The organism is Pseudarthrobacter sp. NPDC092419 (genome assembly GCF_044755045.1).
Classification (GTDB): domain Bacteria; phylum Actinomycetota; class Actinomycetes; order Actinomycetales; family Micrococcaceae; genus Arthrobacter.
Genome location: NZ_JBIVQF010000003.1, coordinates 186751 through 212123, shown reverse-complemented (window position 1 = coordinate 212123; position 25373 = coordinate 186751). Strand labels below are relative to the sequence as shown.

Sequence of the window (25373 nt, the reverse complement as noted above, 5' to 3'; positions counted from 1 at the left end):
AATTCTTCATCGAATCTCTTCCATTCACTTGTTCGGATAATGCTAGAGAATTGCCAGGGCGTTTCCGGGGGATCCGGAAGCGCCACGGAGGTTAAGGGGAGCCGCGGTGAAAAGAAACTCGTGCCGCGATGCGTCGGAGCAAGCAGCGGAGAGTCCCTCCAGATTGAACAGTTCGGCCAGCGGAATGCCGAGCAGCGGCAGGAGCCTGCGATGCAGCGAGCCGATCCTCGGATCCCCGGGAACCGGCTCCACGGCCGGTAGATCCGTGACCACCGCAGCTACCTGCCAGTTCCACAGCAACCGCGCCGTGTCCTCACCGGCATGTAGGCCCGGAATTTCCGTCACGTGCCCGGCGTCAGGACCCCGCGATGCGTACTTTGCCGGCCACCCCGTACGGATGAGCAGGATGTCGCCTTGGCGCACTTGAGTGCCTTGGGCCCACGCGACCTCACGAAGCAGGTCGGCAGAAAGGGCAAACTGTTCATCGCACGGGATGCCATCTTGCCCTGACAGCAAGAGATGAGCCTCCACGTCGAGCAGGACTCCACGTCCGACGATGCCACGTTCCGCCCAGGTTTCAATTCCAAGCCAGGTGTCGCTGGGATTCTCTGCCGCCTCAACGCCGCCGTAATACCCGAACTCCCTCGCACGCACATGAAAGAAGCCATCCCATTGGCTCGAGCCCTGCGGGAAGTAGCTATTAATCTTGTCGTCCCGCGTATTGCGGTCGACGTCAAACTGAACATGCTCCATCGGCTCACGCCCGAACAGGGGCGGGTTGGGCTGGTCGACGGGAAGGCTGAGCGGGATCACGACGCCGGCTGTTGCCGTTGATAGCGCCGCGCGTATCCGCGCCGGGGTCAGATAGTTGAGAGTGCCGAGCTGGTCGCCGGCCCCAAAGTAGGTCCAGGAGTGCGGCATGCCCAATTTCTCGATGCGTGGCAGCTGGTCATATGCGGGAACTTCATTGTTTGTGTCCACACCCAAAGTATTGACTGACGAGCGTTCGTCAGTCAATACTTTTTCAAGGAATACTTTCGGGCAAAGCGCCCAGAAGCATTCCTTCCCTCTGGCCAAAGGAGCCCATATTGTGCTGACTACACGCTTCACCTCAACGTTCGGGGTCGCTGCGCCCATAATGCAAGGCGGGATGCAGTGGATCGGGAACGCAGACCTTGCCGCCGCTGTTTCGAATGCAGGAGGGCTTGGAACGATCACCGCTCTCACGTTCCCAACGCCAGCAGCGCTCGGTGAGCAGATCCGCCGTTGCCAGGATCTGACCGACAAGCCCTTCGCGGTCAATCTCACGACCCTGCCCTCCATCAACCCGCCGCCGTATGCCGAGTACCAAGCCGTGATCATCAAGCATCGCGTTCCCGTGGTGGAAACTTCAGGCTCCAACCCAGCGATGTTCGTGGATACCTACCACGATGCCGGGATCAAGGTCGTGCATAAGGCAACCAGCATCCGGCATGCCCTAAAAGCCGTGCAGGCAGGCGTGGATGCCATCGCGATCATTGGATTCGAAGCGGGGGGACATCCGGGCGAACTGGACATCCCGCTCTTCGTGCTGCTCGCGGCCGCCGCCCGTAGAATCAGCGTCCCCCTGCTCGCAGCCGGCGGAGTGGCAGACGGCGCCGGCCTAGCTGCGGCCCTGGCACTCGGCGCCGAAGGCGTCCTCATGGCCACCCGGTTCATGGCTACGCAGGAGACACCCATCCACCAGCGGGTCAAGGAGGAGCTGGTCGCCCGCGACGAGTTGCAGACCAACCTCATATTCAGGCAGCTGCACAACACAGCGAGGGTGTCGAAGAACAGCGTATCCGATGAGGTTGTTCGCATCCTCGCTGGTGGTGGTGAATTCGCCGACGTTCGGGAGCTCGTTGCAGGCAAACGCGGCAGGACCGTCTACGAAACCGGAGATCTTGAGGCCGGTATCTGGTGGGCAGGGCTTTCGCAATCGCTCATTGACGATATTCCCACTTGCACCGAGCTCATTGAGCGCATGGTGCGGGAAGCCGAAGAGATCATCGCATCCCGCTGTTCAACGGTCAGCATCTGATGTCAGCACCTGCTGGGCTGGGCTGCGCATCGAAGACAGGTGAAGGAGAATAATGAAAATTGTCGTACTGGCTAAACAAGTACCCGACACGTATGGCGAACGGGACCTCGATCCCACGACCGGGCGCATTGACCGGATGAGCGCAGACGTCGTCATCGACGAGATCTGCGAGCGTGCCCTGGAAGCCGCCCTCGCACACAAAGACGAAACCGATACTGAAGTGGTGCTCATGACCATGGGTCCTGCAGATGCCACCACCATGCTCCGTAGGGGCCTTGCAATCGGAGCTGATTCGGCTGTGCACATCGTAGATGACGCCCTTGCAGGAGCCGATATGCTGCGCACTTCAGCAGTACTCGCATCAGCCCTTGAGCGGGAAGGGTTCGACCTGGTTATCACCGGGAATGAGTCCACGGATGGACGGGGAGGGGCGATGGCAGCGATGCTCTCGGAACGGCTCGGACTCCCCCACGCCACCTATCTGAACACTGTCGAGATAAAAGGAAATACCGTTTCCGGAGAACGCGCCGGTGAAGACAACACCCGGACCATCCGCGCAACCCTGCCCGCCATTATTTCCGTTACTGAACGCATGCCTGAAGCGCGTTTTCCCACGTTCAAAGGCTCGATGCGGGCGAAGAAAAAGCCGATCAAAACCCTCACTCTGGCCGAGCTTCCGGTGCCGGCGTTAACAGCACAATCCGTTGTTATCTCTACGAGCCAGCGGCCGCCCCGCCAAGCCGGCACCAAAATAATCGACGACGGGTCGGCGGCCACACAGCTGGTTGACTTCCTGACTTCATCCCGCCTCATCTAGGAGCTAGCCAATATGAAGGACACACTCGCCCTCATCAGACCCGCCGCAGACGGAAGCGTCGATGTGGCATCGGCCGCGTTGCTTGCGGCAGCTTCACGGCTCGGCCGACCGGTCGCCGTAGTCGTGACGGAGAATACCCTTAGCCAGGCAACCGTCGATGCGCTCAGCCAGTCCGGCGCCGAACAGGTCCTGCACTATGAGGCACCCGGACTCGCCGACGTACTGCTGACACCAATAGTAGATGCCTTAGCGGCCTCGGCAGCAAAAACCCTGCCCGGCGCAATTCTCTTGGAGAACACCGTTGACGGCCGTGAGATTGCCGGTCGGCTCGCTGTGCGTCTGGACACCGGCTTGGTGGTCGACGCGGTAGATGTTCGGGAAGAAGACGGCCGCGCCGTCGCTACCTCTTCTGTCTTCGGCGGTTCCTACACGGTGCAGTCAACCGTCGAGAACGGACCGCTGATCGTTACCGTCCGCCAGGGAGCGATCGAGGGTTCGGCGCCGCCCGCGATCGCGTCCCTGGCGCGAGAAGCGTTACCGTCAAGCACGAAGCCCGCCGCCAGCGTGGAAGCCGTGAAGGAGTCCACAGTCACATCTGACCGCCCAGGGCTGCGCGGCGCCGCACGAGTAGTGGCTGGCGGGCGGGGCCTTCGGTCGCGGGAGGAATTCGTACTGGTTGAGCAACTCGCCGATGCCCTTGGCGCCGCCGTCGGCGCTTCCCGTGCGGCCGTAGATGCCGGCTTCATCCAACAAACTTCGCAGGTGGGCCAGACCGGCATCACCGTCTCCCCGCAACTGTATGTAGCCCTTGGCATCTCTGGTGCCATTCAACACCGCGCTGGAATGCAGACCGCCAAGACGATCATTGCCATCAATAAGGACCCGGACGCCCCCATTTTCGAGATCGCTGACTTCGGCGTCGTCGGTGACGTCTTCACTGTCGTTCCTGAACTGATCCAAGCCATCGGGGCGTCTCGACGATGATCCAGTCAGTGACGAACAGCCTTTCGGATTTCCGTCAGAGCTCGTGGTTCAAGCTGGTCTGGATCATTCCGGTCGCAATTCTGGTAATGCTGGGCGTCCTCTTTGGGGCCCGGGCTTTTCTTGCCGGGGACATGGGCCGGAACTTTCTGCAGGCGTACCCGGGCGAGTCGCATCTGCCGGAAGGGGCACCCGTTGGGTTCCCGGCCTGGCTGGCATGGCAGCATGGCATCAATGCTTTCCTGATGGTTTTCGTCATCAAATCCGGCTGGATGGTGCGTACAGTTAAACGTCCGCAGATGTACTGGAAGCGGACGAACACGGGGATAATCAGAACCCCAAACCCACCGACCAAGATCAGCATCAATCTGTGGTTACATATAGTCACGGACACCCTCTGGGTCCTCAACGGCGCCATCTTTTATGTGCTGCTGTTCACCACCGGTCAATGGACCAGAATCGTGCCGACCACCTGGGACGTATTCCCCAACGCACTCTCAGCCGCCCTCCAATACGCCTCCCTGAACTGGCCGACCGAAAATGGCTGGGTCAACTACAACTCACTGCAGCTGCTGAGCTACTTCGCCATCGTCTTCATGATCGCACCGCTTGCGCTGCTGACCGGGCTGCGCATCTCACCATCTTGGCCCAAAACTGCTCCTGTGCTGAATCGGCTTTACCCCATCGAACTCGCCCGCACCCTACATTTCCCGATCATGCTGGTGTTCGTCGCCTTCATCGTAGTCCACGTCACACTCGTGCTTTCCACAAGTGCACTGCGGAACCTCAACCACATGTACGCCACCAACGACGAGGTGAACTGGCTTGGCTTTTGGATCTTTGTCGGTTCCGTCTTACTAATGGTCGTCGCATGGATCGCCCTGCGACCGATGTCGCTGAGAGTCATAGCCTCCACAATGGGCACAGTCACTAGGAACTGAGGCCCGGGACAGACCATCACGCCTCTCCCTTCACATCGGTTACCCAAGTCAGCAGATAGAGCACAACGCCGGGCAGCAAACAGCGACAGAGTCTTCTTGGTAGAGATCGAGGAAGCCAGTCTCGACAACCTGTTGCCTGCCGGCAAACCAGCGCAGCATGGTCGATGAGCTGGATACAGCCCGAAAGCCTTACCTGGCGCAACCCTTAACTCTCAAAGGAAACGACTCATGAATCAGGCTTTTGTGTACGACGCCGTGCGCACTCCGTTCGGGAAATTTGGCTCCGGCCTCGCCGCCGTCCGCCCGGATGACCTCGCAGCACACGTGATCAAGGAATCCGTGAAGCGCGCCCCGGGGCTTGATCCGGAGCGGATTGATGAGGTGGTGTTCGGCAACGCCAACGGCGCCGGGGAGGAGAACCGCAATATTGCCCGAATGGGCACCCTGCTCGCGGGCCTGCCGGTGTCCATTCCGGGCACCACGGTCAACCGGCTGTGCGGTTCCTCCCTCGACGCGGCGATCATCGCTTCGCGCCAGATCAACGCCGGCGATGCCGACCTCATGCTGGTGGGCGGTGCCGAGTCGATGTCGCGTGCGCCCTGGGTGCTGCCCAAGACGGAGAAGCCCTACCCGGCCGGGGACATGACGCTGGCCTCCACCACCTTGGGCTGGCGCCTGGTGAACAAGGTGATGCCCAAGGAGTGGACCATTTCCCTGGGCGAGGCCACCGAGCGGCTCCGCGAAAAGTACAAGGTGACCCGCGAAGCGCAGGACGAGTTCGCCGCGAACTCGCACAACCTCTCCGCCGCCGCCTGGGACGAGGGGTTCTATGACAACCTGGTGGCGCCGGTTCCCGGTACGGACCTGGTGCGGGATGACGGCATCCCCCCGGCTCCTCCGCGGAGAAACTCGCTGGCCTGAAGACGGTGTTCCGCAACGAAAACGGCACGGTCACTGCTGGCAATGCGTCCCCGCTGTCCGATGGCGCCTCCGCGGCCTGGGTGGGCAGCGAGGCTGCCGCCGGGCTGCTGGGATTGGATCCGCCGGCCCGGATCGCCGGGCGTGGAGCGCATGCAAACGATCCGCAGTACTTCGGTTACGCGCCCGTGGAGGCGGCGAACAATGCCCTCGCGAAGGCGGGGATCGGCTGGGACCAGGTAGGCGCCGTCGAACTTAACGAAGCCTTTGCCGCGCAGTCCCTGGCCTGCATCAACGCCTGGGGCATCGACCCCTCGACCGTGAACCGGCACGGCGGCGCCATCGCCATGGGCAACCCGCTCGGCGCGTCCGGAACCGGATCCTGGGCACCCTCGCCCGGTCCCTGCAGGCCTCCGGGCAGCGCTGGGGTGTCGCGGCGATCTGCATCGGCGTCGGGCAGGGCCTCGCCGCGGTCCTCGAAAACGTAACTGCTCGCAAAAATAGGGACTGCTGACGTCTACGGAAGCCGTAAATGAGCCCTTGCCAAGCAATGGTCCACCAAGAGTGCGGGAGGGGGCCCGCTGGCCTTTGCAGGTACCCCCGCCGGTTACGGAGGGACCGACCTCCTTGCCGTTGACTGCACACATCGACCAGATTGTTGCCTCCCCTTGGATTGGACTCCACTACAGGCACGAGTTTCTGCTCCATCACAGGCACGAATTACTGGAATCCAGATCGAGCGCCAAACAGACACGTCCTTAGTGATATGCCAAGCCGACCAGAATTGACGCCCTGTCTCGCCAGGCAGAGCTTGCACTGGCGCCATGGGCCGCCGCTTCAATTCAGCAGCAGCTCCCCCGCCGTCTTGATCGCCAGCTACGCGGTGCCAGTCCTCGCTGCGCCCCGTTCTTGCCACAACCAGTACCCTCAACGTCTCTGTCCGATCATCACCCATCCCAATGGGAGCACGCCATTCTCCCCTGGACGTAATCATCGCAGTCATCGACATCAACTCCTCCCCTGTGTGGACGCTGGCCCCACCCCAACGAGCATCGCTTCCTCATAGCCAGCTCCAACGAAAGGGCGAAGAAACGTTCCTTCCCGCCCTGCTGCTCCGGGCAATTGCGAGGACGGTCCACCACGATGACCTTCGACATCTCGCCAACCTAGGCAAGCTGGAACGCATCGCTGGCAACGGTCGTTCCGCACCCACGCACTACTGGCCCCGGCCGTCCCTTCAATCCGAATGAATGTGGGCAAGTTCACGAAAATTCTTGATTTTATAAAATATAAAAGTTAGAGTCCTTGGGAACGGGGACTCGCCCCTTTCCTTAAACGGAGGCCTAGATGGACGACTCAATGACGAGTACTTCAAGCCCAGCGGAACGACTGGACCTGGAACCGGAGCTGCCGGTAACTCCGCCACGCGAGCAGCGACGGGTTTTGGTTTCAAGCCTGATCGGTGCGCTGATCGAGTGGTACGACTTCTATCTGTTCGGCATAGCATCCGCCATGGTGTTTAGCGTCCTATTCTTCCCGTCCTTTGATCCGCTCGTCGGGACGTTCCTGGCGTTTACGACCCTGGCCGTGGGTTTCTTTGCCCGCCCGCTCGGCGGGGCGATCTGGGGCCACTACGGCGACAGGATCGGCCGGAAACAGATGCTGGTCCTTTCGATTGTCGCGATGGGCATCTGCACTACGGCCATGGGGTTGTTGCCGACTTATGCCCAGGTCGGGGTGGCGGCACCCATCATGCTTTTACTGCTCCGCCTTGTGCAGGGCGTCGCTGCCGGCGGCGAATGGGGCGGAGCCGTCCTTATGGCGATGGAACACTCGCCCAAGCGCCGCGGATTCTCCAGCAGCTTCCCCCAGATTGGCCTTACCGGCGGAATCCTTGTCGCGAACGGGGTATTTGCTGCGGTCGCCGGCCTGATGTCTGAGGAGCAGCTCTTGGATTGGGGCTGGCGGATACCGTTCCTGTTCTCGGCCGTTCTTGTGATTATCGGCCTGTGGATCCGCTTGGGAGTGAGTGAAAGCCCCGTTTTCCTGGCGGAGCAAAAGAAACAGGCGCAGGATCCGACACGCAAGAAAGCGCCCCTGGTGGAGGTCTTCAGGCACCCGCGGACCCTCATCGTAACGATCCTTTTGGTCATTGGGCCATTTGCAGTTAGCGCCGTCTATCTGACGTTCGCCGCCTCCTACGGCCTGCAGGTAGGTTTCTCGCGGTCCGATTTGTTGACAGCTTCCATCATCGCGGCCGCCCTGGGGGTTATCGGTCAGCCGATTTTTGCCACATGGTCCGACTATATTGGCCGGAAGAAAGTTGTGGCGATCGGCCTGATCCTTCAGGCCGTCACGGGAGTGTTGTTCTTCGCGCAGATGAACGCCGGCAGCGTCCCCGGCCTGTACTGGTCCATCTCCCTGATTTCGATCGCCCATGCGATCTGCTACGCGCCGCTGGCGGCCTGGCTCGGCGAGCTTTTTCCCACCCACCTGCGATACACCGGCTCCTCCATGGGGTACCAGATTGCCGGCACCCTGGGTGGCGGGCTAACCCCGGCAATCTGCACGTCACTTCTGATAGCAGCCGGCGGCGCGCCCCACTCCGAATTGGTCGTTGGCTTCACCGCGGCAATCAGCCTGCTCTCGCTGGTCGGCGTGCTGATGGCCAAAGAAACGTACAACGCGAAGCTCTAAAGCCATGAGCGAACACCGACCCACCAAGGAATACAGATGACGATCACTACCCTCAACACGCCCGCGACTTCCCGCGGATCCAAACTCGGCGTTATTGACGTGGATTTTCACCCGATGCCCCTGCCCGCTGACCCGCAGATCGCAAACCACATTCCCCAGCGGTGGCGTGACTATATCAGCCGTTACGGCCTGGGCGCCATGGGAGGAGGTGTTTACCCGTCACAGCGCGAATTCACGCACCGGCTGGACGCCGTGGACGTGAACGGGCGCGTCGGAGTAGACCCGCACCTTGCCGTAGAACAGGTACTGGACCTCTTCGATATGACGGCAGCCGTGCTGACGTGCCCGCAGACCTACATCATTACCAACGGTGGGGCGAACATGCCGCATCAGCTGGCGACCAGCCTGTACCGCGCCTACAACAACGCCCTCGCCGAAACATGGTGCGGTACCGATGACCGCTTCCGGGCCTCCATCACCGTCGCCCGCGACATCCCCGGGGGCGAAAAGGAAATCGAACGCTGCAAGGAGGGCGAAAACGGGGACAAATTCGTCCAGGTCCTCATGTCACCTTCGGGACAGGACCCGCTCGGAAAGCACCGCTACTGGCCCATCTTTGAAGCCTGCGAGCATTACGACATCCCGTTGTCCTTCCACGTGCCGGGCATGGGACGCCAGCCCACCGGGGCAGGCCGGCAGAATTTCTACGCCGAAACCCACGCAGCCTTCGGCGTCCTACCGCTGGCCCTCGTTCCCAGCCTGATCTTTGAAGGCGTCTTTGACCGCTTCCCCAAACTCAAGATCGCCGTCCTCGAAATGGGCTGGGACTGGGTCGCCCCGTTCAGTTGGCGCCTGGACGCAACCTACAACGCACTGCGGGACGAGGTGTCCCACCTGCAGCGGAAACCATCAGAATATTTGAAGGAGCATTTCTGGTTCAGCACCCAGCCCCTGGAAGAACCCGAGCGTCCGGACCAGCTTGAAGATGTATTTAGGATGTTCGAGGAATCGGGCTTCGCCAACCGTCTCATGTTCTCCTCGGACTACCCGCACTGGGACTACGACTCACCCTATGAGTCTGTCCCGGAAAGCTTTCCCGAGGAACGCCGGCGCCGCATTCTGGGCGAAAACGCCAGCAAGCTCTACGGAATCCCGCTGCGTGAAGACAGCGGACTCCCGTCACCGGCCGGAGCGTAGTCCCCCATGAACATCAACAGCAGGATCCGTCAACGGCGCCTCGAGGCCGTACTGAATTACGACGACGCACGGGCGGCAGCACAAAAGCGGCTGCCCAAGGCAATCTTCGACTACGTCGACGGCGGCGCCGAAGACGAAGTGACACTGCGCCGCAACACGAAGGGTTTCCGCGACCTGTCCTTTGAGCCCAAGGGAGCAACCTGGATCGAACAGCCCGACCTGAAAACCAACATTCTGGGCCTTGAGCTGTCCATGCCGGTACTCACCGCCCCGTGCGGTGGCATGCGGCTCGTCCACCCGGAGGGGGATCTCGGCATCGCAGCCGCAGCAGCCCAAGCCGGCATCGCCCACGTTGCAACATCTGCCTCCGGTTACACCCTGGAAGAAATCGCCGCCACTCCCGGGCCGCAGTGGTTCCAGGCCTACCGGTTCTCCAACCAGGAAGCGATGAGGTCCTTGGTCCACAGGGCCAAGGCCGCGGGCTTCGAGGGTCTGGTCGCCACTATTGATACCAGCGTCTCGGGAAACCGTGAAAAGGATTTCCGCAACGGGTTCAGCTACGACATGAGGATAAACCTCAGCAATGCCCTGCGAATGGCACCGCAGATGCTCCGACGTCCGGAATGGGTCTACCGCTACATGCGCGACGGCATGCCGTTCCAGCTGCCGAACACCGCAGACCTGACCGTGGATGGCAAGCCCATGGAGCTGACCGAGATGATTCGCACCGGAAAGGACTCCCACTCCCCCTCGTGGGAAGACATCGCCTGGATGCGCGCCAACTGGGATGGGCCGCTGATTGTCAAAGGCATCCTCGGCACTGCCGATGCGCTCACGGCAGCCAGACTCGGAGCGGACGGCATCATCGTTTCCAACCACGGCGGCCGCCAACTCGACGGTGCCCCGGCCTCGATCGCTGTGCTGCCCCAGATCGCCGCGGCGGTGGGCGACACTGTCACCGTCCTGCTCGACAGCGGTATCCGCCGCGGAAGCGATGTGCTCAAAGCGCTTTCGCTCGGGGCGAAGGCAGTCCTCGTCGGCCGGCTGCCCGCGTGGGGCCTGGCCGTCAACGGGCAGGCCGGGGTCTCGCACATCCTGGAAATCACCCGGGCCGAGATGATCAGGACGATGCGCCTGCTGGGCTGCCCGTCGGTACAGCAGCTGGACCCCTCTTGGCTCAGCGGCCACATCCTCGCCGGTGCCGACGCACCGTAAGCAGAAAGCACATACCAATGAACGAACCAACAATCATCAAAAGGCCCCAGAAGTTCGTCGTCGCGCGGACCGAGGAAATACCGGAGGGCAGCCGACTCATCGTCGATGTCGGAGGACGCGAAGTAGGCATCTTCAACATCAAGGGCAACTACTACGGCATGCTCAACCGATGCCCCCATGTAGGCGGACCGCTGTGCCAGGGCCAGCTGGTAAACACAGTCACCTCGACCGGCCCCGGCCACATAGCCCTCGATGGCTCACAGGACCTCCTCACGTGCCCTTGGCACAACTGGGAGTTCGACATAAAAACCGGGCAGTCGTACTGGGACCCCAAACACTTGCGCGCTCGGCCCTTCACCGTCGGCGTCGAAGCCGGCCAGGACGTGGCTGAACAGGTCGAAGGCGGAACGCTCGGGCGCATCAAGGGCCCCTACCAGGCCGAAACCATCAAAGTCACCGTCGAATCCGACTACGTCGTGCTGTCCATGCGCCCCCAACGCCCCGGCGCGCCGGCCAAGCCCGGTGCCTGCGCACCGCCACCAGTTCCGCAGCCTGAAGAGAAAGTAGAGGTTTCCCGATGACCACCGCGCTGCTTGCCAGGACCGAAAGAAGCACCCTCTGGACCGGCTCCGTCATTGATTGCGACGTCCACGCCAACGTTGCCTCCATCGAAACACTCTTCAACTACATGGATCCTGTTTGGGTCCAAGGAACCCAGGAACGGGGCTGGCACGGCCCGTCCGGCCCCCGCCTGAGCTACCCGCCAGGCGCTGCCACCACCGTAAGAGAAGAGTGGCACCATGAGGCTCTGATGCCCGCATCCGAGCTGTCCATGCTCCAGAACGACATCCTCAACCCCTGGCAGATCGACCGGGCGGTACTGAACTGCTACTACGGCGTGGACTCCCTTCGCCATCCGGACTGGGCTGCAGCCCTGGCCTCTTCCGTGAATGACTGGATCATCGCCGAATGGCTGAACAAGGACCCCCGCCTCGCCGCGTCCCTGGTCATTCCTGCCCGTGACCCGATCGCCGCGGCAGCCGAAATAGACCGGGTCGGCTCCCACCCCGGCTTCGTCCAGGTCATGCTTCCGGTCCGTTCCGAACGCCTCTACGGCCAACGGATTTTTCACCCGATCTACGAGGCAGCCACCAGGAACGATCTCGTTGTCGGCCTTCAGTGGGGCGGCACCACCGAAGACGCGCCGTCACCCACGGGCTACTCCTCCTGGTACGCGGAGGAATATGCCGCTGAAACGCAGGTCTATCTGGCCCAGCTCACGAGCATGGTTTTCGAAGGTGTCTTCCAAAAATTCCCGAACCTGCGCGTTGCCGTCATGGAAGGGGGGTTCAGCTGGGTCCCCATGTGGGGCTGGAGCATGAACAAGAAATGGAAAGGCCTGCGCCGCGAAACCCCATGGGTCGACCGGCTGCCGCTGGAGATCATCCGGGACCACGTCCGGTTCTCGGTAGCACCGGCGGACCTTGGACCGCGTGAACACTCTCAGCGAATCATCGAATGGCTGGGGTCGGACGACCTGCTGATGTTCGCCACCGACTACCCGCACCGCCACGATGACCACATCGACGAACTGCTGGACATCATCCCCGAGACGATGAAGGCAAAGCTGATGTCCGAAACCGCTAGGAACTGGTACAAGCTATGACCGTCCTGCCCCGCCCCAACAGGCTCAAGGCCCGCCTGTCAGCCGGGCATACGGCCGTCGGTCTCTCCTGCGCCCTGGGAAGCGCACAAATCGCCGAAGAGTTCGCGATGGCAGGTTTCGACTTCATCTACATCGACCAGCAGCACGGATTGACGTCCCAAGACACTCTGATCGAGATGCTCCGCGCCATCGCGGCCAGCGAGACCACGCCCCTGGTGAGAGTCGCCCAGAACGACGGCGCTCTGATCGGCCAGGCACTGGACGCCGGAGCTGCGGGCGTCATCGTTCCGATGATCAATACCGCGGAAGAGGCTGCCCTCGCCGCCCGGGCATGCCGATACCACCCCCAAGGTGAGCGCAGTTGGGGACCAATCCGTGCCCGCTATGGCCTTGGAGCCGATCCTGCAACCGTTAACCGCGAGGTCCTGTGCCTGGTGATGATTGAAACCGTCGAAGCGCTCAACAATCTCGAGGACATCATCACCACACCAGGAATCGACGGTGTCTACATTGGACCGGCCGACTTAGGCGTCAGCCTCGGCGGTCAGCCACTCAACATCGAACATGCCAGCGATCCACACCATCTCCGCGCGATCGCCCGCATCCGGCAGACCTGCCTCAACAACAACAAGATCGTCGGCATTACCGGGGACCCGGAAAAGCTCACCGCGGACGGGTTCAACCTGATTACCGCGGCCCTCGACTTTGCCATCATCCGCAAGGCCCTGGACCAGATCCACCGGCCGACAGCCACAGCAGCAGCAGCGCAATTAATCGCTCAGACAGAAATCGTAAGGACGTAACCCACATGACCAGCATTGAAACAGTCCGGGGACCAGTCACGGTAGAAGCCCTCGGCACCACCCTCACCCACGAGCACCTTTTCACTAAAAACCCCGAGCTGGAACAAAACTATCCTCACCCGGAGTGGGACGAAGACCGTCTTGTCAGGACCGCAATCGACGGCCTGAACACCCTCAAAGCCAAGGGCATCGACACCGTTGTGGACCTGACCGTCCCGGGCCTGGGACGCTACATCCCGAGGATCCAGCAGGTAGCCGCAGAGACGGAAATCAACATTGTAGTGGCGACCGGCTTCTACAGCTTCAAAGACCTGCCCATGTTCTTCAAGGTCAACGGTCCAGGACTGATGGTGGACCGGTCCGAGCCGTTGGAAGAGTACTTCCTCAAGGACATCACCCAAGGCATCGCAGACACCGGGGTCAAGGCGGCCATGATCAAGATCGCCACGGACGAGTACGGCATTACCCCGGACGTCGAGCGGATCATGCGGGCGGCGGCCGTGGCCCATCAGGAAACCGGAACAACCATTACCACCCACACGCACGCCGAACACTTCACCGGGCGGGACCAGCAGAAGTTCTTCGAAGCCCTCGGGGTTCCGCTCGAACACCTGGTCATTGGGCACTGCGGAGACAGCACCGACCTGAGTTACCTGCGGGAGCTTATGGACAACGGATCAACGATCGGGCTCGACCGGTTCGGCATGGAACAGGTGCTGCAGGACGACCAGCGCATAGACATGCTCGTAAAACTCTGCGAACTGGGCTACGCCGACCGGTTGACACTCTCCCACGACGCCGGATTCTTCAGCATCAACACTCCCCCCTCTTGGCGGGCCAAACACGCTCCCAACTGGCACCACGCCAACATCTCCGACCGTATCCTTCCCGCGATTCGCGAGCGGGGCGTCTCAGAAGAAACCATCCACCAGATCATGGTCACCAACGCCGCCCGTGTCCTGACCGGACGCCGCGCCTGACCGCCCAAGGCTAAGCACTAACAGCTAGGAACCAGTCAATGCCAAAGATCTTCTACCACCATGCAAGCGGCAACACAGACGTTGTCGACGCCGTCCCGGGCACCTCCCTCATGCGCGCAGCCGTCACCAACGGGGTCGAAGGCATCATCGGAGAGTGCGGAGGCCAGGCAATGTGCGCCACCTGCCACGTCTACATCCGTGAGGACTACCTCCACAGTCTGCCGGACATGAACGAGGACGAAGAGGAAATGCTTGAAGTCACCTCCTCACCCCGGGATGGGCAGCGCTCACGCCTCGGCTGCCAGATCAAAGTCGGTCCGGCCCTCGAAGAAATCGCCGTCGACGTACCCCTGACACAGGCAGAACAATGAGCGGCATCGTCATCATCGGCGGGGGCCAGGCCGGCGTGCAACTGGCCGACTCCCTCCGCAACGAAGGCTACCAAGGATCTATAGACCTATTCGCGGACGAATCCCATCTGCCCTACCAGCGCCCGCCGCTTTCCAAGGACTTCATGTCCGACGACGACAGCGCCATGCCCCTACCACTGCGGGCGGGAACATTCTTCACCGAACGAACGGTGCAATTCCATCCCGGGACCCGGATCCTCACGGTCGATCGCGCGCAATGTACCGTCACTGCCAGCGATGGCCGCACCGTCCCGTACACGTCGCTCGTCTTCGCAACCGGTGCCCGCAACCGGGAAATGACGATTCCGGGAACGGATCTGAACGGCATCCATTACCTCAGAACGCTGGACGACGCCAAGGCACTGCAGTCTGCCATGGCAGCGACGACGCGTGTGGTGGTCGTAGGGGCAGGATTCATAGGGTTGGAATTTGCTGCAAGTGCCCGACAGCGCGGACTGGATGTCACGGTCCTTGAGTTCGCCCCCCGTCCCATGGCGAGGGTCCTCTCGCCGTCGATGTCGGCATACTTCACAGAAGCCCACACCGGCAACGGAATCAACTTGCGACTGGGCGAGGGCGTCTCCTCATTCACCGAGAAAGACGGAAAAATTACGGGGGCCGTGGGCACCGGCGGGATCGAATACCCCGCTGATCTCGTCGTCATCGGTGTCGGCGTTCTTCCGAACACCGAACTGGCAGAACAAGCAGGTCTCGAGGTCAACAACGGGATCGTCGTAGATTCCTGCCTGCGCACGGCGGACCCCCACATCTTCGCCCTCGGCGACTGCAGCAATTACCCCAACATCCACACCCGGTCACGGCTGCGCCTGGAATCGGTCCAGAACGCAATAGACCAGGCCAGGGCCTTGGCAAAAACCCTCACCGGCAAACCCACACCCTATGAAAACCTGCCTTGGTTCTGGTCCCAGCAAGGCTCCATAAAGCTCCAGATCGCGGGCATTATTGGGGCGGACGACGAAACACTCGTCCGAGGGGAACCCGACACAGGCAAATTCTCCGTATATTGCTTCGCGGATGGCCAACTGACAGGCGTGGAATCAGTCAACAGCCCGGCAGAGCACATGGCTGCCCGCCGAATCCTCGAACTTGGCCTGGGACTCACGCCCGAACAGGTGACGGATGCCAGCTTCGATCTCAAGGGCTTCTCGAAACAACTCCCCTCCCGATCAGATAAGAAAGAACACCTTGAACAGCCCGCGGCTGCCCTATGACTGGCAAGTCCTTTTGGGAACGGACGTAGACGTCCTGCACGCCGGCCGGCTTTTCCGGACCGGTCTCATAGAAGCTGCTACGGTCACCGGAAATGCGTGGATAGCTGCAGATGGAGTTGATTCGAGAATGCTCGTGGATAGGCGCAGCGGCTATGAACTACTGCCAACCAGGCTGTTGTGCGGCGAGAGGACCGGTTAACTCTTGAACGCCCAGCGGCATCACGCCGGTGTCGCTGGGCAAGCGAGTAGAAACGACGAAGCCACCGGATGCACGTTAGGGGGAGAACATGACACCGTCCGGAATAGCTGCCGCCGGGGCCTACGGCAGCCGAAGCCAAGAGGCCAGAGACAGCGCACCTTCCGACGACACACGCAGTTTAAGATTCGATCTCGCTTCCGCGCCTTGGGAGGGCTGGTATCAGTCCACAAGGCGAAACCCTGAATGGGTAGAACAGTATCAGTGAGGGCACGTCCCATCGGGGAGGGACCTCCAGAGCTCACGCGGGAAACCGCCGTCTAATAAGCGAAGCCCGACTTAGTGGGCAGCGACGTGATAAATTATATTTTATGCAGAGGCTCAGCAAACGGGAGTTAATGGGCCAAGCAGTGGCTTCGCTTATACGTGACCAAATACTCAATGGCGACGTCAAGCACGGCGAAGCGCTGAGGCTTGCCCCGCTGGCCGAAAAGCTCGGCATGAGCATCACTCCGGTACGCGAGGCGCTGCTGCAGCTCGCACAAGACGGCTGGGTGGTCCATCAGCCGAACCGTGGTTTTCGAGTGATTCCCATGCGCCGCGACAATGTCGTTGACACCTACTTCATGTGGGCAACCGCGGAAGGCGAACTTGCAGCCCGCGCAGCCACACGCCAGAATCCAGCAGCGATCCATGCTCTCCGCAAGATCGACGACGAGCTGCACAAACTCGAAGACCACCACACTACTGACGCGCTGGAACTCAATTCCAGTCTCCACACCGCCATACACAACATGGCCGATGCTCCCAAACTGCTCTGGTTTGCAGAGGCAGCACGACGGCTCGTGCCTCTGCGGTTTGATTCATCCTTTCACTCCGTCCCTGGCTGGGCCCAAATCAATCGATTCGGGCACAGCGCCATCATTGATCACATTGAAACGGGCAATGCTTCAGGAGCACGTAAACTCATGTTTGACCATTTTCAAAGTACCTGCGACTTGCTGGTGCGTTGGCTGGACTCACTGGAATTCTGGGAGTCTGGGCCAGCACCTGAAACGCGACAGAACTGACCCTCTTCATTGGCGGCTTCCGGTCGCGGTGATGTTTGGTTCGTAAGCGATGGCCGTTTGACACTGACTTTGCGCTTCCCATCAGAGGTCAGGCTGAAGCGCATCCACCTAACGTCAAACAGGCACCGCAGAGACGTCGCATGGGGGTCGATTTCGCTTTACCTCACGGGTCTTGAATCGTTCTCGGACCTGGCCGAATACCGCGCCCCGGTGAGCAAAAGATGTGGAGGCTCGCCTGAACCAGCCGCGAGGCCGTCTGGGAACCGCGCCGACCAGGCGCTGCCTACACCTTTAGCTTTTTCTGTGTCAAGCTTTGTCAACACTCAAAGTGCAAAGTGGCCTCTGACCTGCGGAAACACTGTGCCCGAGGTGGGACTCGAACTGCATTCCACGCCTTGTGAACACTGGAAACCCGCGAAGACATACGGAATCCGGAGCAAACCAAAGGCGTTACGAGGCAGTCGGAGACGAAGAGTGTGGACGTCGTCCACACTCTTCACTAGGGGTGGTCAGAAGCAGGTTCAAGCCGACAGAAGGTCCAATATCGGCTAATAAAATGACCGGGGGGGCAACCCCAAGGTCGCTTGCGGCCGGGTGTCGGTCGATAGGAAGGTGGCCTGTCGGTCACCCTATGAAGCAGGGTGTTCCCGCTGCACAATCTCTACCGCTATGCCGTCCGGGGCGGCCTTCAGGAATGCGCACGGAAGGCCGTACCCGCCAGTGAAGATTCCGCCCACCTGGCCTCTGGACTTCAGGAAGTCCTCAGCGTTGTCGACTGCGAAACAAACATGGTGCAATCCTTCACCCTTTTGGGCGAGGAAGTCCGCGACCGCTCCTGGGCCCAGTGGCTGGACAATTTGAAGGCTGGCCTCCCCGGCCTCTGCCATGGCATTCCTGGGCGCCAGCCACAGCAGGCGTACGCCCACATCTTCGACGACTTCGTCATGGATGCGCTGCAGTCCCAAAACCTCTTCGAACCACTGAGACGACGCGTCCGCATCGTGGGCAGCCATCGCCACATGGTCAATTTTCCGGACGCCCTCGTGCCGCGGCCGGCTGGTGTCCGCCAGGAAAGGGGATTCGCTGCCGCCGGTTGCCGATACTTTGTTCAGTGCATCACCACCGTCGTTCATGATTCCGGGTTCGACGCTGCCTCCCCAGGCGCTGACTACTCGACGACTGCTCATTACAGGCACTCCTTAGGGTGTGAACTCACGCAGCACTCGGGTCTCGACGGGTTCCAGCGGTGTTCTCACGGCAGCGTAGGTCGAGGCTTTAATGGGCTGCTACGGCTGTCACGTGCTTGAAGTACCGGAGGTGTCCGCGGCCAGTTTTCTGCTGATGAAGGTCCGGGCGGAGCCGCCCGGCTGCCGCGGCTCCGTTCGGGGATTCTAAACGGTCGTGACGCTGACCGCGCGCTTCGTCGCCGTTACGACTCCGCTTGGAATATCGCCACGGAGGACCGCGTCGAAGTTCTGCCACACGGTTGCGATGCGGCGCTGAACGTTTTCCCAGCCGACGCCTGCCATGTGGGGCGTGCAGACCACCTGTTCCATGTTCAGCAGCTCACTGGCGGTATTCAGTGGCTCCTTGTCGTAGACGTCAAGTCCGGCTCCTGCGATGCGGCCCTCGCGCAGGAACTCGATGAGAGCGTCCTGGTCTACGACTTCGCCGCGGCCGACATTGACGAGAACGCCGCTGCGCTTCATCAGGGCAAGTTCGTCTTGCCCGATCAACTTGTTCGATTGCGCGTTCAGGGGAAGACTCAGGCAGACGATGTCGGACACTGCCATGAGCTCTCCCAACGGGACGGCGCGGGCCGGGATCAGTTCCGAAACGGTCAACGGGATCTGCGCGTTGTCGTAGAAGACCACGTTGGCGCCGAAACCGTGGTGGACGATCTTGCCGATCCAGCGTCCGATATTTCCCAGTCCGACTATGCCGACTGTTTTGTTGTACATCTCGGAGTAGGACGTCTCGTCCAGGTCTTCGCGCCATTTTCCGTCGCGCAGCAGCTGTGTAGAGGCTGGAATCCGCCGCAGCACCGTGAGCATCAACGTCAGGGCGTGTTCCGCTACAGAGATGGAGTGGGTCTTCATCTGGGCGACCGGAACGCCGAGTTCGTCCAGGACGGTGACCGGAAGCTGCCCGTATCCGGAGCTCATGTATTGAATAAACTGCACGTTCCTAGCGGCGCGGAACACCTCTTCGGGAACATCGACGCCGGAGATGAGGAAATCGGCATCTTCGGCTTCACGGCAAATTTGCGCGAGATCAGCCGATAGAGGCATTACTTTCACGTTGAAACCCTCTGGCGTCGATTCCAGAATGCGGTCGATGTAATCGTTCAGTGGGTTTACGAACAATACCTTGTATGTCATTGGTGGCATCTTTCTTGAGCAATGTTTGTCGGCGGCGACATGACGCTCTGAGCGGGCAGAGCACGGTGCCTACGAAGGGTGCTGGTCGGTCATGGCCCCGGAGGGGTGCCGGGCCGCGCTACTCGTCGGCTATGCCGGCAGGGCGTTGAGTACGGTCTCCAGCACTTTCTGGGTGTCGGCTGTCCCGCCCAGGTCACGTGCCCGGGGTCCCGTTAGGAGTGCCGACTCGACCGCGGTTTGGATGTTCTGTGCTGCCTGGGTGCAGAGGTCATCCCCATGGCGTTCGCCCAGCCACTCCAGCATTATTGCGGCCGAGAGGATCATCGCGGTCGGGTTTGCGATGCCCTTGCCCGCGATGTCGGGCGCACTTCCATGTGAGGGCTGGAACACGCCGTGTGTGAGGCTGATGTCGGCAGAAGGCGCGACGCCGAGACCGCCGACGAGTCCGGCGGCGATCTCGGAAAGGATGTCGCCGAAGATATTTTCTGAGACGACTACGTCGTACCGTTCCGGGTCGGTCACCATGTACATCGAGCCAGCATCGATGTAGTACTTCGCGCTTCCGATATCGGAGTTTTTGGCCGCGACTTCGTCGAATATCTTCTCCATCAAAACGTTGCTGCGCAGAGCGTTTGATTTGTGCAGCAGCGTTACGTGTCCGGGGGTGCCCCGCTTGCGACGGGCCCGCGCCTGTGAAAACGCGACGTCGAAGAGCTTCTCGCAGGTGGCCCGGGTGATGGTCATACGATCACTCGCAGTCTCGTCGCTGGGCTCATGATGATCGGCCAGGCCAGCGAACATCCCTTCGGAGGTTTCGCGGATGACGAGCATGTCGACGTTCTTCGCCTTGACAGGGCTCTCGACTCCCGGGAAAAGCCGAACCGGTCGAAGGCTTGAGAAGAGCCCGTAGTGGGCCCGCATTTCAACCTGAGCGCCCAGTTCAAGGCCCTCGGGTCCGCGCACGTCCGGCAGCCCCATCGCGCCGAACAGTACAGCGTCTTTCTTGCCGATCTCATCCATATCGGCAGGAGTGATCTTTCGTCCGGTACGTCGGTACAGGTCTGCGCTGAAGTCGTAGGACGTGTAGTTAAGCTTCAGTCCGTAGCGTGTTTCGCATTCCTTCAGCACCGAAAGAGCCGCGTCGACGACTTCAGTTCCGATTCCGTCTCCGGGAATGACAGCGATGTCATAGTGAGTCATTGGTCTTCCTGCCTTGCTAAGTGCGCGCGCTCCGGCGCAGAGTGTCTGCCCCAGGAGAGGAAGCCGCGCCTACGCGACAGCCTTACCTATGAGCCTTTCCCATCCCCTGGGAAGCCTTATTTGCTAAGTGGGAAGACGGTAGCAGAAGATGACTTGGCTCACAAGGCAAATTCAGCCGGTCGGATGTCAGAGGGGCCCGGAGGCGGAACGCCAGGCGCCCCACGGGTGGCGTTAGCCGATCAACCTGACCGCATTTACCTGTTGCGCGCATCACAATCCGCTGCTAATGTCTATCCGCTTGATGACAAGCTTCTCCCACACAGTGAGAATCTGACGGGCAAATTGCATTCAACGACGCAGGCAGGAAGACATGACGCAGCAACTTCACCTTGAGGGGAACTCTCTCCCGCTTCAAGGCATCCGGGTGCTGGAGCTTGGCAGTTTCATCGCCGGCCCGTTCGCAGCCCGCATTTTTGGTGATTTTGGCGCTGAAGTCATCAAAATCGAAAAGCCCCAGGGCGGCGATGAGTTGCGCGACTGGCGCAAGACCCGGGGAACGACCTCAATGCTGTTCCGCACCATCGGCCGGAACAAGAAATCCGTTGCCTTGGACCTGCGTTCCGAGGGCGGGCTTGAGGCAGTCAAGAAGATCGCGGCCCAGTGCGACGTAGTGATCGAAAACTTCCGTCCCGGAACCCTTGAAAAGTGGGGTCTGGGCCCGGATGTCCTTCAGGAACTTAACCCCGACATCGTCATGGTCCGGATCTCCGGTTACGGCCAAACCGGCCCCTACAAGAACCGCGCCGGGTTCGGCAGCTCCGCAGAATCCTTCGCAGGTTTGCGCTACGTCACGGGCGAGCCGGACCGGCCTGCAGGGCGTGCGGCGGCCAGCCTGGGCGATACGGTCGCCGGCCTGTACGGGGTGATCGGCGCCCTGATGCTCATGCTCCAGAAAGCCCGCGGGCAGAAGACCGACACCTCCCAGGTAGTCGACGTCGCACTCTACGAAGGCGTCTTCAGCCTCCTCGAATCACTCGTCCCGGACTACGACGCCTACGGCATGGTCCGGAAGCGCACCGGCGGCGCCCTTCCCGGTGTCGTGCCCACCGGCTCCTACCTTTGCGGTGACGACCTCGAGGTCGTTATCGGGGGCAACTCAAACTCCGTGTTCGTCCGGCTCATGCGGGCGATCGGCCGGGACGACCTGGCCGAGGACGAAACCCTCCTTACTACCCAGGGCCGCGGTGCCCGCGAGGAAGAGCTGAACGGCGCCATCTCCGCCTGGACCGGCAGCATGCCCCTGGCTGAGGTCCTGGACAAGCTGGACGATGCGGGCGTCCCGGCTGGGCCCGTCTACGACGCGCCCAGCATCGCTGTGGACAAGCACTACCTGGCCCGCGACATGATCCAGAACCACGAGGTGGTCATCGAAAACGAACCCGAGCTGATCCGCTTCCCCGGCGTCGTTCCCAAGATCCCCGGCCATCAGGGCCAGGTCAAGTGGGTTGGCCCGGAACTGGGCCAACACACCCAGCAGGTCCTCCAGGAACTCGCCGGGATGAACGCTGACGAGATCAATAACCTCGGACTGCAGGAGGTGCGCTGAATGAAGGTGGACATCACCGACGTTTTCCTGCGTGACGGCCTGCAGGACGAACCGGTCATCCTTTCCACGGCCCACAAGCTGGAAATAGCCCAGGCCCTCATTGCCGCTGGAATCAAACGCATCGAGGCCGCCTCCTTCGTGAATCCGAAGCGCGTACCGCAAATGGCCGACGCCGCCGAAGTCATCTCATCACTCCCTGTGGTGGACGGCGTCACCTACACCAGCCTTGCCCTCAATGGGAAGGGCATCGAACGGGCCGTCGCCGCCGGCGCCACGGACATCCAGGTGGTCACATCCGCGAGCCAGGCGCACAGCAATGCGAATACCGGGCAAGCCATAGAGGACGCCCTCGCCGGCATCGGCGCTGCCGTTGCCCGGTACCCGGACACCCGTTTCTTCGCGGGCATTTCCACTGCCTTTACCTGCCCCTTCGAGGGCAGCATTGACCCCGAGTACCTGCTCCGCGTGGTCAGGGCCTTCTCGGACATGGGAATCAAGGACGTCGGCCTGGCCGATACCCTGGGTACCACGCCCACTGAAAAGGTGCTGGCCAGTCTGAACCACGTCCGCGACGCCGAACCGGATTTGACGTACTACCTCCACCTGCACAATGCCCACCACCAGGCATTGGCAACAGCGGGCGCTGCCGTAAGTGCCGGCGTCATCCGATTTGACGCCGCGCTGGGCGGCTACGGCGGGTGCCCCTTCGCACCCGGCGCCCACGGCAACATCGCGACAGAAGAGCTGATCCGCTACCTGCACGATGCGGGCCACGAGACGGGCATCGACGAGAACCGCCTGGCCGACGCCGTACGCCTGGCCCGCGACGTGGTAGCGCACTCCCCCGCCGCGCTGCTGGACCCGGCGCGCTAACGCTCCCGACCGACTCCCCCTGCTCAACCACACAACGCTTCACTAATCCCCCCTCATAAGAAGCAGTTCCCACCCACCATTCCGGAGACGATGATGTCAACAAACCCAGGAACCACTGGAACCACCAGCGAACTAACGGATGACGCCATGAGCGAGACAAGCCCCGGCCCCGCCGGCGGTGTCGAACACCCCGTCACCAAGACTGTCGGTGCCCGTCCGGGCACCCACTACCCTGGTCGCTTAGGATTCAAAATCTCCAGCGTCCCTGCTCCCCTCTACCTCATCCTCGCGGGCCTCGTCCTCGCCGCAGCCCTCACCGGCAACCTTCCCGACACCATGGTGGTCGGATTTGCCGCCACCATGCTTCTCGGTGGACTGTTCATCTGGATCGGTAACCTGTTCCCCGTAGTCCGGGACTTCGGGCTGCCGACCGTCCTGTGCACCTTCGCACCCGCAACGCTTGCCTTCTTCGGCTTGGTGCCCGAGAACCTGGTCACCGTTGTACAGAACTTCACCGACGGCCATGGCTTCCTGGACTTCTTCGTGATCGGCATCATCGCCGGCGCCATCCTCGGCATGCCCCGTGCACTCCTGCTCAAGGCAGGACCGCGCTTCGCAGTACCCATCATCGGCTGCCTCATCGCTACATTCGTCCTGGTCGGGCTCCTGGCGGCAGTGACCGGGTTTGGATTCATCGAAGGCATCCTCTTCATCGCAGCCCCCATCATGGCTGGCGGCCTGGGCGTTGGCGCCCTGCCGATGTCCGAAATGTATGCCGCGAAAACCGGTGGCGACTCCGCGGCCTTTATGGGTGACCTGATGTCCGCCGTCGTCATGGCCAACGTCGTGTGCATCCTCATCGCCGGAATCTATAACGGCCTGGGCAAGCGGAAAAAGCAGCTCTTCGTCGGCTTCAATGGCCACGGCCAGCTCCTGCGGATCAAGGGCCGTTCGGACGAACTCGCCGTTCCCCCGAAGCGGGAGACGTCCTCCTTCATCGCCCTGGGCAAAGGCCTGCTCATCGCCGGTGGCCTCTTTGTCTTCGGCGAACTGATCGCAGCCCTCCTTCCCGGCGGCCTGCACCCCTATGCCTGGGCCATCATCGCGGCTGCCCTCGTGAAAATCTTCGGGCTGCTCCCCCGGGACGTCGAAGATTCCGCCGCCGACTGGGGCGACCTGATCGGCACCGTCCTCGTGCCCGCACTCCTGGTCGGCGTCAGCCTGACCTACATCGACATCACCGAAGTACTCGCCTCGCTGAGCAACCCGCTGTTCATCCTCCTGACCATCAGCACCGTCGTTATCGCCACCCTGACCTCGGGCATCCTGGGATGGCTGGTCAAGTTCAACTTCGTCGAAGCTTCCATCACCCCGGGCCTGGTCATGGCAGACACCGGTGGCAGCGGTGACGTTGCAGTCCTCAGCGCGGCCAACCGCCTGCACCTCATGCCGTTCGCAGCCCTGACTAACCGCCTCGGCGGCGCGCTGGTCCTGTTCGTAACGTCGCTGATCGTCCCCTTCCTCGCCTAACAGCAGGAATTGCGGGCTGCGGTGCCCGGCCCAAGTGGCCGGGCACTGCAGTCGCGGTACCACCACCGAAGGACCACTATGACCGACAACATCCTCGCCGTCAACGGCCGCGCCCCCTCAATCGCATCCGATGCCTGGGTGGCACCGACGGCCAACGTGATTGGCACCAACCATTGGCCCGGCACGGGAATCTTTTACAGAGCCGTCGTGCGGGCAGATGTCGAAGACATAGTCATCGGTGCGAACAGCAATATTCAGGACACCGCCGTCATTCACGCAGACCCGGGACATCCTGCCCGAATCGGCGACGATGCCAGTGTCGGGCATGGGGCCGTGCTCCACGGCTATACCGTGGATGACGGAGCACTTATGGGCATGAACGCGACGGTATTTAACGGTGCCGTTATCGGGGCCGGCTCTTCTCTGGTGGCCGGTGTACCGGCCAAGGTTCGCCGCCCGCTCACCCCGGAAGAGATTCAGCACTGCCGGCAGAACGCTTCCACGTACACCAGACTCACGCAACAACACCGCGACGCAGCACCGGTTGCTGTTACCTAATGAAGCTGTCCTGCCGCCCCCATCTAGGAATGAGAGAAGT

Annotated in this window: 22 protein-coding genes and 1 pseudogene; 19 read left to right on the top strand and 4 right to left on the bottom strand. The window is 61.4% G+C overall.

Going from position 1 to position 25373, the window contains the following annotated elements; all coding sequences use genetic code 11:
• Positions 1–42: 42 nt before the first annotated feature.
• A complete protein-coding gene (locus ACIQC0_RS06755; protein WP_400533532.1) occupies positions 43–921 on the bottom strand; it encodes a cyclase family protein in 879 nt (292 codons plus the stop codon).
• On the opposite strand from ACIQC0_RS06755, the gene ACIQC0_RS06750 reads away from it, so the two are divergent.
• From ACIQC0_RS06750 to ACIQC0_RS06680, 15 genes and pseudogenes are all read left to right on the top strand, one after another.
• Positions 920–2062, top strand: a complete 1143-nt coding sequence (locus ACIQC0_RS06750; protein ID WP_400533530.1) for an NAD(P)H-dependent flavin oxidoreductase — start codon at positions 920–922, stop codon at positions 2060–2062. The two genes, ACIQC0_RS06755 and ACIQC0_RS06750, sit on opposite strands and share 2 nt — an antisense overlap.
• 52 nt (positions 2063–2114) lie before the next feature.
• Positions 2115–2879, top strand: a complete 765-nt coding sequence (locus tag ACIQC0_RS06745; RefSeq protein WP_400533528.1) for an electron transfer flavoprotein subunit beta/FixA family protein — start codon at positions 2115–2117, stop codon at positions 2877–2879.
• Positions 2880–2891: 12 nt separating this feature from the next.
• Positions 2892–3863: an electron transfer flavoprotein subunit alpha/FixB family protein gene (locus ACIQC0_RS06740; protein WP_400533526.1), complete on the top strand. Its 972-nt coding sequence runs from the start codon at positions 2892–2894 to the stop codon at positions 3861–3863.
• Positions 3860–4801 carry a cytochrome b/b6 domain-containing protein gene (locus ACIQC0_RS06735; protein WP_400533524.1) on the top strand — a complete coding sequence of 314 codons (942 nt, stop codon included), beginning with the start codon at positions 3860–3862 and terminating at the stop codon, positions 4799–4801. Before ACIQC0_RS06740 ends, ACIQC0_RS06735 begins: the two co-directional genes overlap by 4 nt.
• Before the next feature lie 228 nt (positions 4802–5029).
• Positions 5030–6233, top strand: a pseudogene (locus ACIQC0_RS06730) (thiolase family protein).
• Between the two features lie 833 nt (positions 6234–7066).
• On the top strand, positions 7067–8416 hold the full coding sequence (locus ACIQC0_RS06725; protein WP_400533522.1) for an MFS transporter: 1350 nt from the start codon (positions 7067–7069) through the stop codon (positions 8414–8416).
• 36 nt (positions 8417–8452) lie between these two features.
• Positions 8453–9613 carry an amidohydrolase family protein gene (locus ACIQC0_RS06720; RefSeq protein ID WP_400533520.1) on the top strand — a complete coding sequence of 387 codons (1161 nt, stop codon included), beginning with the start codon at positions 8453–8455 and terminating at the stop codon, positions 9611–9613.
• 6 nt (positions 9614–9619) lie between these two features.
• The gene (locus ACIQC0_RS06715; protein WP_400533518.1) at positions 9620–10828 is read left to right on the top strand and encodes an alpha-hydroxy acid oxidase; all 1209 of its coding nucleotides are present in this window, start codon (positions 9620–9622) and stop codon (positions 10826–10828) included.
• A gap of 17 nt (positions 10829–10845) precedes the next feature.
• Positions 10846–11409: a Rieske (2Fe-2S) protein gene (locus ACIQC0_RS06710; RefSeq protein ID WP_400533516.1), complete on the top strand. Its 564-nt coding sequence runs from the start codon at positions 10846–10848 to the stop codon at positions 11407–11409.
• Positions 11406–12494, top strand: coding sequence for an amidohydrolase family protein (locus tag ACIQC0_RS06705; RefSeq protein WP_400533514.1), 1089 nt, complete (start codon positions 11406–11408; stop codon positions 12492–12494). Before ACIQC0_RS06710 ends, ACIQC0_RS06705 begins: the two co-directional genes overlap by 4 nt.
• Entirely contained in the window at positions 12491–13297 is an 807-nt protein-coding gene (locus tag ACIQC0_RS06700) for an HpcH/HpaI aldolase/citrate lyase family protein (RefSeq protein ID WP_400533512.1), read from the top strand. Before ACIQC0_RS06705 ends, ACIQC0_RS06700 begins: the two co-directional genes overlap by 4 nt.
• A gap of 5 nt (positions 13298–13302) precedes the next feature.
• Complete coding sequence (locus tag ACIQC0_RS06695) at positions 13303–14277, top strand: phosphotriesterase (protein WP_400533510.1); 975 nt, start codon at positions 13303–13305, stop codon at positions 14275–14277.
• A 38-nt stretch (positions 14278–14315) separates the two neighbouring features.
• Positions 14316–14648 (top strand): 2Fe-2S iron-sulfur cluster-binding protein, encoded by a 333-nt coding sequence (locus tag ACIQC0_RS06690; protein WP_400533508.1) that lies wholly within the window; start codon positions 14316–14318, stop codon positions 14646–14648.
• The gene (locus ACIQC0_RS06685) at positions 14645–15919 is read left to right on the top strand and encodes an NAD(P)/FAD-dependent oxidoreductase (RefSeq protein ID WP_400533506.1); all 1275 of its coding nucleotides are present in this window, start codon (positions 14645–14647) and stop codon (positions 15917–15919) included. Before ACIQC0_RS06690 ends, ACIQC0_RS06685 begins: the two co-directional genes overlap by 4 nt.
• A gap of 567 nt (positions 15920–16486) precedes the next feature.
• Entirely contained in the window at positions 16487–17185 is a 699-nt protein-coding gene (locus ACIQC0_RS06680; RefSeq protein WP_400533504.1) for a GntR family transcriptional regulator, read from the top strand.
• A gap of 629 nt (positions 17186–17814) precedes the next feature.
• On the opposite strand, the gene ACIQC0_RS06675 is transcribed toward ACIQC0_RS06680, so the two are convergent.
• From ACIQC0_RS06675 to ACIQC0_RS06665, 3 genes are all read right to left on the bottom strand, one after another.
• Positions 17815–18372, bottom strand: a complete 558-nt coding sequence (locus ACIQC0_RS06675) for a VOC family protein (RefSeq protein ID WP_400533502.1) — start codon at positions 18370–18372, stop codon at positions 17815–17817.
• Positions 18373–18576: 204 nt separating this feature from the next.
• The gene (locus ACIQC0_RS06670) at positions 18577–19566 is read right to left on the bottom strand and encodes an NAD(P)-dependent oxidoreductase (protein WP_400533500.1); all 990 of its coding nucleotides are present in this window, start codon (positions 19564–19566) and stop codon (positions 18577–18579) included.
• Positions 19567–19695: 129 nt separating this feature from the next.
• Positions 19696–20766, bottom strand: coding sequence for an isocitrate/isopropylmalate dehydrogenase family protein (locus ACIQC0_RS06665; RefSeq protein ID WP_400533498.1), 1071 nt, complete (start codon positions 20764–20766; stop codon positions 19696–19698).
• A 370-nt stretch (positions 20767–21136) separates the two neighbouring features.
• On the opposite strand from ACIQC0_RS06665, the gene ACIQC0_RS06660 reads away from it, so the two are divergent.
• From ACIQC0_RS06660 to ACIQC0_RS06645, 4 genes are all read left to right on the top strand, one after another.
• The gene (locus ACIQC0_RS06660; protein ID WP_400533496.1) at positions 21137–22372 is read left to right on the top strand and encodes a CaiB/BaiF CoA transferase family protein; all 1236 of its coding nucleotides are present in this window, start codon (positions 21137–21139) and stop codon (positions 22370–22372) included.
• The gene (locus ACIQC0_RS06655; RefSeq protein WP_400533494.1) at positions 22373–23245 is read left to right on the top strand and encodes a hydroxymethylglutaryl-CoA lyase; all 873 of its coding nucleotides are present in this window, start codon (positions 22373–22375) and stop codon (positions 23243–23245) included. It begins immediately after the preceding gene.
• 147 nt (positions 23246–23392) lie between these two features.
• Positions 23393–24775: a 2-hydroxycarboxylate transporter family protein gene (locus ACIQC0_RS06650; RefSeq protein ID WP_400533492.1), complete on the top strand. Its 1383-nt coding sequence runs from the start codon at positions 23393–23395 to the stop codon at positions 24773–24775.
• A gap of 78 nt (positions 24776–24853) precedes the next feature.
• The gene (locus tag ACIQC0_RS06645) at positions 24854–25333 is read left to right on the top strand and encodes a gamma carbonic anhydrase family protein (protein WP_400533490.1); all 480 of its coding nucleotides are present in this window, start codon (positions 24854–24856) and stop codon (positions 25331–25333) included.
• Positions 25334–25373 lie beyond the last annotated feature (40 nt).

What these genes read in the sequence shown, in the direction of transcription:
- ACIQC0_RS06750 (WP_400533530.1), top strand. Translation starts at nt 920, where the DNA reads ATGCCCAATTTCTCGATGCGTGGCAGCTGGTCATATGCGGGAACTTCA.
- ACIQC0_RS06755 (WP_400533532.1), bottom strand. Translation starts at nt 921, where the DNA reads ATGCCGCACTCCTGGACCTACTTTGGGGCCGGCGACCAGCTCGGCACT.
- ACIQC0_RS06745 (WP_400533528.1), top strand. Translation starts at nt 2,115, where the DNA reads ATGAAAATTGTCGTACTGGCTAAACAAGTACCCGACACGTATGGCGAA.
- ACIQC0_RS06740 (WP_400533526.1), top strand. Translation starts at nt 2,892, where the DNA reads ATGAAGGACACACTCGCCCTCATCAGACCCGCCGCAGACGGAAGCGTC.
- ACIQC0_RS06735 (WP_400533524.1), top strand. Translation starts at nt 3,860, where the DNA reads ATGATCCAGTCAGTGACGAACAGCCTTTCGGATTTCCGTCAGAGCTCG.
- ACIQC0_RS06725 (WP_400533522.1), top strand. Translation starts at nt 7,067, where the DNA reads ATGGACGACTCAATGACGAGTACTTCAAGCCCAGCGGAACGACTGGAC.
- ACIQC0_RS06720 (WP_400533520.1), top strand. Translation starts at nt 8,453, where the DNA reads ATGACGATCACTACCCTCAACACGCCCGCGACTTCCCGCGGATCCAAA.
- ACIQC0_RS06715 (WP_400533518.1), top strand. Translation starts at nt 9,620, where the DNA reads ATGAACATCAACAGCAGGATCCGTCAACGGCGCCTCGAGGCCGTACTG.
- ACIQC0_RS06710 (WP_400533516.1), top strand. Translation starts at nt 10,846, where the DNA reads ATGAACGAACCAACAATCATCAAAAGGCCCCAGAAGTTCGTCGTCGCG.
- ACIQC0_RS06705 (WP_400533514.1), top strand. Translation starts at nt 11,406, where the DNA reads ATGACCACCGCGCTGCTTGCCAGGACCGAAAGAAGCACCCTCTGGACC.
- ACIQC0_RS06700 (WP_400533512.1), top strand. Translation starts at nt 12,491, where the DNA reads ATGACCGTCCTGCCCCGCCCCAACAGGCTCAAGGCCCGCCTGTCAGCC.
- ACIQC0_RS06695 (WP_400533510.1), top strand. Translation starts at nt 13,303, where the DNA reads ATGACCAGCATTGAAACAGTCCGGGGACCAGTCACGGTAGAAGCCCTC.
- ACIQC0_RS06690 (WP_400533508.1), top strand. Translation starts at nt 14,316, where the DNA reads ATGCCAAAGATCTTCTACCACCATGCAAGCGGCAACACAGACGTTGTC.
- ACIQC0_RS06685 (WP_400533506.1), top strand. Translation starts at nt 14,645, where the DNA reads ATGAGCGGCATCGTCATCATCGGCGGGGGCCAGGCCGGCGTGCAACTG.
- ACIQC0_RS06680 (WP_400533504.1), top strand. Translation starts at nt 16,487, where the DNA reads ATGCAGAGGCTCAGCAAACGGGAGTTAATGGGCCAAGCAGTGGCTTCG.
- ACIQC0_RS06675 (WP_400533502.1), bottom strand. Translation starts at nt 18,372, where the DNA reads ATGAGCAGTCGTCGAGTAGTCAGCGCCTGGGGAGGCAGCGTCGAACCC.
- ACIQC0_RS06670 (WP_400533500.1), bottom strand. Translation starts at nt 19,566, where the DNA reads ATGACATACAAGGTATTGTTCGTAAACCCACTGAACGATTACATCGAC.
- ACIQC0_RS06665 (WP_400533498.1), bottom strand. Translation starts at nt 20,766, where the DNA reads ATGACTCACTATGACATCGCTGTCATTCCCGGAGACGGAATCGGAACT.
- ACIQC0_RS06660 (WP_400533496.1), top strand. Translation starts at nt 21,137, where the DNA reads ATGACGCAGCAACTTCACCTTGAGGGGAACTCTCTCCCGCTTCAAGGC.
- ACIQC0_RS06655 (WP_400533494.1), top strand. Translation starts at nt 22,373, where the DNA reads ATGAAGGTGGACATCACCGACGTTTTCCTGCGTGACGGCCTGCAGGAC.
- ACIQC0_RS06650 (WP_400533492.1), top strand. Translation starts at nt 23,393, where the DNA reads ATGAGCGAGACAAGCCCCGGCCCCGCCGGCGGTGTCGAACACCCCGTC.
- ACIQC0_RS06645 (WP_400533490.1), top strand. Translation starts at nt 24,854, where the DNA reads ATGACCGACAACATCCTCGCCGTCAACGGCCGCGCCCCCTCAATCGCA.